Source organism: Chroococcidiopsis cubana SAG 39.79 (assembly GCF_003991895.1).
Lineage (GTDB): Bacteria > Cyanobacteriota > Cyanobacteriia > Cyanobacteriales > Chroococcidiopsidaceae > Chroococcidiopsis > Chroococcidiopsis thermalis.
On the sequence record NZ_RSCK01000013.1, the window covers coordinates 114568 to 121755 of the forward strand.

A 7188-nucleotide genomic window follows, 5' to 3' on the forward strand; every position below is an offset into this window, starting at 1 on the left:
TCCTTGCTTACCTTTTCATTTCTATCTGTCTCTAACCGCTAAGCACCAGCCACTAGCCACTAGCCACTAGCCACTCTATCTGTCTCTAACCGCTAACCACTAGCCACTAGCCACCAGCCACTAAAATCTACTATTCCCCTGCACGATATGCTTTACCGTCGTCAGGCTTTCGGGGCTAATTAGTCCTCGGCGGTGTCCTTTCTGATTTGACATCCCTAGAAATATTGACTCTCCTCGGGCGGGATTGCGGCAAAAGCGCGGGGAGGCGTTGATATAAGTGGAGGCGCTATTCACCCGCAAAGCAAAGTGACGGCTTTCTTGATAGGACTCAGTAACGATGCAGTCGGCATGACCGCTACTATAACGATTGATCCACGAAATGGCTGCTTCTAAGTTGTCTACTACCTTAAAAGCTACTGTTTTGTTTAAATATGATTGACTCCACTCAGAATCCTTTGCTAGTTGTAGCTGGGGAAATGCTTCAACTAATGCGGTATCTCCCCTAACTTGAAAACCTTTTTCTTGCAAGCTGTTCCACAGGGTAACGAGGGACGAGGGATTGGTGGTGCGGTGAATCAAGACTTTCTCGATCGCATTGACCGGATCGGGTTCGCTAGCATGACTGTCTAAAATCGTCCAGCGCATCATTTCAATGCTGCCAGATAGCGACCAGTAAAGGTAACAGTTCCCCATCGCCGATTTCAAAACTGGGGCGGTGGACTGTCGCACGACTTGCTGAACTAAGCTGGGGCGACCGTAGGGAATGACAAGGTTTATGTATTGGTCTTGGGTAATTAATTCCTGTGTTAAGCTCCCTTCCTCTGTCTCAATTCTTTCCAGACAACCGGAAGGCATTCCGCTTTCCTCTAAGGCAATTTGCAGAACCTTGGCAATAGCAGCATTAGAGTGACTGGCTTCTCCTCCACCTTTGAGAATGAGGCTGTTACCAGTTTTGATACACAGTCCTGCGGCGATCGCCCCAAGTTCTGGAAATGCTTCGTAAACTAAGGCGATCGTTCCCAACGGCATGAGCTGGCAGTAAGTTTGAGAATCGGCAAGCTGGTAGTCAGCATTTCTAATCCGTCGCAAAGGGTCTGACAGTTCGCTCAGACGTTGCAAAATTTCTACCGCAGCTTGGAGGCGTTCGGGAGTCAACTTCAGCCAATCCACGATTAATTCTGGCACTGCCATTTCGCGACTAGCTTCCAAGTCCAAAGTGTTGGCTTCCAAAATGTCATCGAAAGATTGCTTGAGTGCTTCTGCCATCTTTTGCACGGCACGGCTGCGGTCTGCTCCCTTACTAATTCCTAGTTTTAGGGAAGCTCCGTAGGCGCGACGAGCAGTAGCGACCAAGCCTGAGTGAGTATGAGATGTGTCACCTGTCATCGACTTAACGTCTGTAAATCAGCCAGACCATTAGTGCTGGCAGTACTGCTAGCAGTACTGCTACTAATGCCCATACTAGAATACTGGCATGGTGTGGCGATCGCAGTGCCAAAGGCAACCAAAAAATTAGCAGCCCAAACACTACTAATAGTGCTACTGGAAGATAGCTCTGTCCCAAACGTGGCTTAGCTACGCTCCAGCGATTGCCCAGCCAGCGCCATGCTCTCTTGTAAGGGTAGCTAGTGGATAATTGTTCTAATACATACCCGTTTTCTTCCACAACGAAGAGTTGCTGACAGCGATCGCAACCAAACGCTTCTGTCAGCGTAATCGGAATTAATCGCCCGTGTCGGCGACAGGGACAAGGGTAATCTACACTCAGATCGATTTTTTGGGTCTTTTGAGGTTGCACGAGCCGCCGTAGAACCAAAATGTGGCTATCCTACGAGTTTACATAATACTTTCTAAGTCTAACCAAATAATTCTCAGCTTTCCATTACATTTTCCAAATGCCAAGTTATTTACTCTCGACTTAGATTGCTTCTTGTTGCTTAACGCAACGCGAGGTTAGTAGGTTTTCCCTCCTATCTGAGATTCTAGAACAGATAAAATTCGCTTTGACTCTAGGTAGAGCGATTATTTAATTAACTTATTCGTTCTAAATCTTTTCTCTTCTATTTTGCAATTTACTTTAAGCGGGTAACGCGATTCGAACGCGCGACATCAACCTTGGCAAGGTTGCGCTCTACCACTGAGCTATACCCGCAATTTACTGTGCATTTATTAATATCTCAGATTTGGCTGAGTTTGTCAAGTTTTTTTTTGCGAGGTTGTCAGTTATCAGCGAGTGGGGAGCAGGGAGCGCACGAGCAGGAAGCAGTTAATTCTCTACTTACGACTTACGACTTACGACTTCTCCCTTCTAACTTTCAGTACTAGGTATAAATACTATGCGGGGGGGTAGATTGTCGCAAGTGGTTTTTTGAGCTGCCTGAAAATAGCTCGATCTCCTGGCGCTGTCTTTCTACAGCTACCATGACTTGCTGTACTTGTTTGCCAATTTTGTCTATCGCCTCTAAGAGTGCAGTACCACCATCGCCATCGCTATCGGATTTTCTAATATAAGTATTTTTAATAGCTTCACCTGTGAGTTGGTGAATTGACTTACCTGTTTCCCGTTCAATTCTGGTCAATAACTCTATATCTTCTGGTTCTAACTCAATACCAATTGTGTTTCCTCGCATTTGTGCTACCTAATTTAGTCTGAACTACAAACTGAAAACTTATGTTTGATAGCGTACATTACTGGCTTATAGTTTGTCATTAACTTAATGCCAATATATGTGCTGGAGATCGGCTCAAAGCAAAGACTTCAACTGCCACGAACTTAACCTAATTTCAACTTATTGATATACCTCGATTGGAGGATTTTTACTAGACAAAAAAGGTAGCGCATATAACTAACGCTACCTACCATTTTTCAGAGTATTGAGTAGCATTTTTCACTTGCCACTCCTGCATTGTCACTCGCCACTTTCTGTAATTGGCGATCGCTCGTTAGCAATGGCACTTTTCAGCGATGCAGCGGGCAAGGATTGAGAATTATTGTTGTAGGATTCTACAGTAATATCGGAATGTAGTTGCCGCATCAAGCTAGCCATCTCAATCGCGTTCATGGCGTAGTCCCAACCCTTGTTGCTCTTAATTCCGGCTCTTTCCAGAGCTTGCTGCATCGAGTCTACAGTCAGAATACCAAAAATGACTGGTACGCCAGTTTGAAATCCTGCCGCAGCAATGCCCTTAGCTACTTCTCCCGCAACATAATCGAAATGGGGAGTTTGACCGCGAATGACTGCTCCAAGACAGATCACGGCATCATAGCGATGAGATAATGCTAATTGTCGCGCCACAATTGGCACTTCAAAACTACCAGGGACGTAAGCGTAATCGACTTGACTGCCGTGAGGATTCGGATCGATGCCATGACGTTTCAAGCAATCTTGACATCCTTCTAACAGCTTACCAATCACTAAATCGTTAAACCGACCGATGACGATCGCAAACCGTAAAGGTTCTGTCTGAGTAAAAGTTCCCTCGAAAACTGCCATTACTAAATCAGTTGTCAGTTGTCAGTTGTCAGTTGTCAGCGTAGAGACATTACGTGTAAGTCTCTACAAAGTAGCGATCGCTTGCTTGTCAATCGCGACGATCGACAAGGGCGATCGCCTCAAGTTGCTTATACGACCAAAAAGTTCAAAACACCAATGACGATCACTAGACCGAACCAGGCGATCGAACCGATCCAAAGCAGCCTTTTTGATTCCACCCAATTTTGGGGAGTAGCGTAAGCCACGGGAACGCCAATTACCAAAGCAAAGGACAAGAATACCAGGGCAACTAAAGCCAATTGAAACAGAGCAGATAACATCAGTATGTCTCCCTACACAGCAACAAACCAGAATAGATCTAGATTAAGCTTAAAGCTTGCTAATTTTGCTTATAACCTATATGTAACCTATCAGAAATTGGCACAATATAGGGAGTCGGTGAAGAGAGCTGAGGGAGCGATCGGGGCTGAGGGAGCTGAGGAGAATAACAACCCATTACCTATTACCCATTACCAACCACCAACTACCAACTACCAATTTCCCACACCCTGCTCATCACGCACTACATGGATCTAATTCTTTGTCATACAACAGCAGATTTTGATGCGCTGGGGGCGGCTGTGGGGCTGTCGCGGCTGTGGGCGGGAGCGAAGATCGTGCTGACGGGTGGTAGTCATCCAGCGGTAAAGGATTTTTTGGCACTGCATCGGGACGAATATGCATTGATCGAACGCCGTTCTGTGAATCCAAAACAAATTCGATCGCTGATTGTCGTCGATACACAACACCGCGATCGCTTGGGTGCGGCGGCGGAGTGGCTGGATTTGCCCCAAATCGAACAGATTGTTGTTTACGACCACCACTTAGAGATCGATCGCGATATTTCGGCTACGGCAACTCATATTGCTGATGTGGGAGCGACGACGACGCTAATTGTCGAAGAATTACAAGCTCAGCAGGTGGAAATCACGCCGTTTGAAGCAACTGTGATGGCGTTAGGCATCCACGTCGATACGGGATCGCTGTCATTTGACCAAGCCAACCATCGCGATGCATTGGCTCTAGCATGGTTGATGCAGCAAGGAACTAGCTTGCATGTCGTGCGGGATTACATCGATCCTGGGTTTTCGCCGCAGTTACAGGTGTTATTAACTGAGGCACTGGATAACTTCCACTGCGATCGCTTGCGAGGATATACAGTCGCTTGGGTCTTGCTAAAAACTCCAGGTTATGTATCTGGATTATCTAGCTTGGCAGCGCGACTAATGGAATTGACCGAAAGCGATGCCGTCCTACTGGGGGCAAGGTATGCTTTGGGAGATAGTGGCGAAGAAAGGCTGACAGTTATTGGGCGATCGCAAATTCCTGGCACAAATCTGAATGAATTGTTTCAGCCCCTCGGTGGTGGGGGACATTCTCAAGCTGCGTCTCTCTCGTTACGGGGTGTCGATGGGCAGGTAACTTTACAACAATTGGTCGAACGACTCAAAGCCACGATTCCCCATCCGCCGACAGCTAGGGAATTAATGTCATCCCCCGTCCGCACGATCCGCCCAGATACGACGATTGCCGAGGCACAGCGGATTTTGCTGCGTTACGGTCACTCTGGATTGTCTGTGGTCGATCCTACAGGCAAGTTGGTAGGAATTATTTCCCGCCGCGATATTGATATTGCCCTGCACCACGGCTTCAGTCACGCACCCGCCAAGGGGTATATGACGACAAATATCAAGACTATTACTCCAGAAACGACTCTGCCAGAAATTCAAGCGTTGATGGTGACATATGATATCGGACGCTTGCCAGTGTTGCAAGACGGAGAATTGCGTGGCATCGTCACCCGTACCGACGTACTGCGGGAATTGCATCAGGAAGGAGCGAGGAGCGAGGAGCTAGGGGTAAGAGGGAATGCTGTTGGGATTATTCCACCTGCGGCATTCTTGAGATTGTTGAGCGATCGCCTCGCCGCACCTTTTTGGGAACTGCTGACTCAAGCCTCTGCTCAGGCAGAACAGCGAGGTTGGCACTTGTATTTGGTTGGGGGAGGAGTGCGCGATTTACTGTTGGCAAAACAGAACGGTGCAGCACCCCTGTATCTACAAGATATCGATCTAGTTGTAGATGGCTTTCATCGCACTGCTGATGTAGGCGCGGGAGTGGAGTTAGCTCGCGCCCTTCAGCAACTTTACCCTGCTGCTCGTCTCGAAATTCATGGGGCATTTCAAACAGCAGCATTGTTGTGGCACAAAGACCCTATTTTCGGCTCTCTTTGGATTGATATTGCCACTGCACGCACGGAATTTTATCCCTATCCTGCTGCCAATCCTGAAGTAGAAGCGAGTTCCATTCGCCAAGACTTATATCGACGCGACTTTACAATTAATTCCCTTGCCGTCCGTTTGACACCACCAAGAGCAGGGGAAATGTTAGATTTCTTTGGTGGATTGCTCGATTTACAGGCAAAGCAAATTCGGGTTTTACACGCCAACAGCTTTATTGAAGATCCGACTCGGATTTATCGTGCCGTCCGCTTTGCCGTACGTTTAGAATTTGCGATCGAACCTCAGACGGAAAATTATATTCGCTATGCCATTGACAGTGGGGTTTACAAGCGTACCCAAGGCAATAATTCCAGAGCGCCTGCTTTACAAACGCGATTGAAAAACGAGCTGAAATACATTTTGCAAGCACCCTACTGGCAAGCAGCATTAAGTTTACTGGGAGATTTAGATGCTTTGCAATGCCTGCATGAAACTTTGAAACTGGATAAAACTCTTTGGCAGCAGTTGCGATTTTTAGAACGTTGTTTGAGACGATTTAATCGAGAAAGTCAAAAGTCAAAAGTTAAAAGTCAAAATGTTCCTATCCCTCCTTGGCTGTTACGTCTAGAGGTTCTCATTGCCTATCTTGCCCCAGAATACCGCGATCGCGTTGCCCAAAATTTACAATTACCCGATGACAGTATCTATCGCTTGCGCCACTTACAACAGGCACAAGAGCGAGTCTTAACAGCTTTGCCTTCCTGTCGGCTGCCCAGTCAAGTATTTGACTTGTTGCGGCAGTACGACCTACCGATGCTAATTTTAATTGCTCTACGCAGTCCTCGCCCAGTGCGATCGCTTGTCTGGCAATACGTCACTCAGTGGGCTAACGTCCAACCACTATTAAGCGGTCACGACTTGAAACAACTGGGATACAAACCAGGACCTCAATATCGTCAAATTCTCGACGATCTACTTGCTGCCACTTTAGATGGAATTATCCGCGATCGCACGGAGGCTGAGAGTTATCTATTTGAGCATTATCCCCGTTAATTGGGAGACAAGGGAGAGAAGAGAGCTGAGGGGGACAAGGGGGACAAGGGGGACAAGGGGGACAAGGGGGACAAGGGGGACAAGGGGGACAAGGGGACAAGGGGGACAACTACCAACTACCAACTACCACTGACAACTGACAACTGATAACTGACAACTGACAACTGACTGACTGGTGCTGGTTGCATTTCGCCACGAAAGTCTAGTAGTTGTACGAGGAGGAGATAGGCGATCGCCAATAGGATTGAAATTGCCCCTGTGATAATAGCAACGATTTTCGAGCGGTTCATGAATTGCCTCAAAAGTTAATTTTTTTTACTACTTATATATAATCTGGCATTTTTACCCATACTTAACTCTCTTCTCCCCCCTCTCCCTTG

At 47.1% G+C, this 7188-nt stretch carries 9 protein-coding genes and 1 tRNA gene; 3 read left to right on the forward strand and 7 right to left on the reverse strand.

All coding sequences use genetic code 11. The features are described 5' to 3' along the window. Positions 1–120: 120 nt before the first annotated feature. The 6 genes from DSM107010_RS11290 to psbZ form a co-directional block, all read right to left on the reverse strand. A complete protein-coding gene (locus DSM107010_RS11290; RefSeq protein ID WP_015156084.1) occupies positions 121–1386 on the reverse strand; it encodes a glutamate-5-semialdehyde dehydrogenase in 1266 nt (421 codons plus the stop codon). A gap of 4 nt (positions 1387–1390) precedes the next feature. Beyond that, positions 1391–1798: a hypothetical protein gene (locus DSM107010_RS11295; protein ID WP_015156083.1), complete on the reverse strand. Its 408-nt coding sequence runs from the start codon at positions 1796–1798 to the stop codon at positions 1391–1393. Between the two features lie 282 nt (positions 1799–2080). Beyond that, positions 2081–2152 (reverse strand) — tRNA-Gly (locus tag DSM107010_RS11300). A gap of 169 nt (positions 2153–2321) precedes the next feature. Further along, entirely contained in the window at positions 2322–2630 is a 309-nt protein-coding gene (locus tag DSM107010_RS11305) for a hypothetical protein (RefSeq protein WP_106168301.1), read from the reverse strand. Positions 2631–2909: 279 nt separating this feature from the next. Then, positions 2910–3494 (reverse strand): 6,7-dimethyl-8-ribityllumazine synthase, encoded by a 585-nt coding sequence (gene ribH, locus DSM107010_RS11310; RefSeq protein ID WP_015156081.1) that lies wholly within the window; start codon positions 3492–3494, stop codon positions 2910–2912. A 128-nt stretch (positions 3495–3622) separates the two neighbouring features. After that, positions 3623–3814: a photosystem II reaction center protein PsbZ gene (psbZ, locus tag DSM107010_RS11315; RefSeq protein ID WP_015156080.1), complete on the reverse strand. Its 192-nt coding sequence runs from the start codon at positions 3812–3814 to the stop codon at positions 3623–3625. Between the two features lie 4 nt (positions 3815–3818). Between psbZ and DSM107010_RS11320 the strand changes: the two genes are divergently transcribed. Genes DSM107010_RS11320 through DSM107010_RS38330 form a run of 3 tightly spaced genes read left to right on the forward strand, consistent with a single transcriptional unit; the run spans position 3819 to position 6955 of the window. Next, positions 3819–4070 (forward strand): hypothetical protein, encoded by a 252-nt coding sequence (locus DSM107010_RS11320; RefSeq protein WP_127022976.1) that lies wholly within the window; start codon positions 3819–3821, stop codon positions 4068–4070. Then, a complete protein-coding gene (locus DSM107010_RS11325; protein WP_106218426.1) occupies positions 4061–6808 on the forward strand; it encodes a CBS domain-containing protein in 2748 nt (915 codons plus the stop codon). Before DSM107010_RS11320 ends, DSM107010_RS11325 begins: the two co-directional genes overlap by 10 nt. After that, the gene (locus DSM107010_RS38330) at positions 6809–6955 is read left to right on the forward strand and encodes a hypothetical protein (RefSeq protein ID WP_158631772.1); all 147 of its coding nucleotides are present in this window, start codon (positions 6809–6811) and stop codon (positions 6953–6955) included. Here the strand turns inward: DSM107010_RS38330 and DSM107010_RS39560 are convergent. Then, on the reverse strand, positions 6925–7098 hold the full coding sequence (locus DSM107010_RS39560) for a hypothetical protein (protein ID WP_199755491.1): 174 nt from the start codon (positions 7096–7098) through the stop codon (positions 6925–6927). The genes DSM107010_RS38330 and DSM107010_RS39560 overlap by 31 nt on opposite strands. Positions 7099–7188 lie beyond the last annotated feature (90 nt).

Excerpts from the sequence above, each read along its gene's own strand:
- DSM107010_RS11305 (WP_106168301.1), bottom strand. The coding sequence starts at position 2,630 with ATGCGAGGAAACACAATTGGTATTGAGTTAGAACCAGAAGATATAGAG.
- ribH (WP_015156081.1), bottom strand. The coding sequence starts at position 3,494 with ATGGCAGTTTTCGAGGGAACTTTTACTCAGACAGAACCTTTACGGTTT.
- DSM107010_RS11290 (WP_015156084.1), bottom strand. The coding sequence starts at position 1,386 with ATGACAGGTGACACATCTCATACTCACTCAGGCTTGGTCGCTACTGCT.
- DSM107010_RS11325 (WP_106218426.1), top strand. The coding sequence starts at position 4,061 with ATGGATCTAATTCTTTGTCATACAACAGCAGATTTTGATGCGCTGGGG.
- DSM107010_RS11320 (WP_127022976.1), top strand. The coding sequence starts at position 3,819 with ATGTCTCCCTACACAGCAACAAACCAGAATAGATCTAGATTAAGCTTA.
- psbZ (WP_015156080.1), bottom strand. The coding sequence starts at position 3,814 with ATGTTATCTGCTCTGTTTCAATTGGCTTTAGTTGCCCTGGTATTCTTG.
- DSM107010_RS39560 (WP_199755491.1), bottom strand. The coding sequence starts at position 7,098 with ATGAACCGCTCGAAAATCGTTGCTATTATCACAGGGGCAATTTCAATC.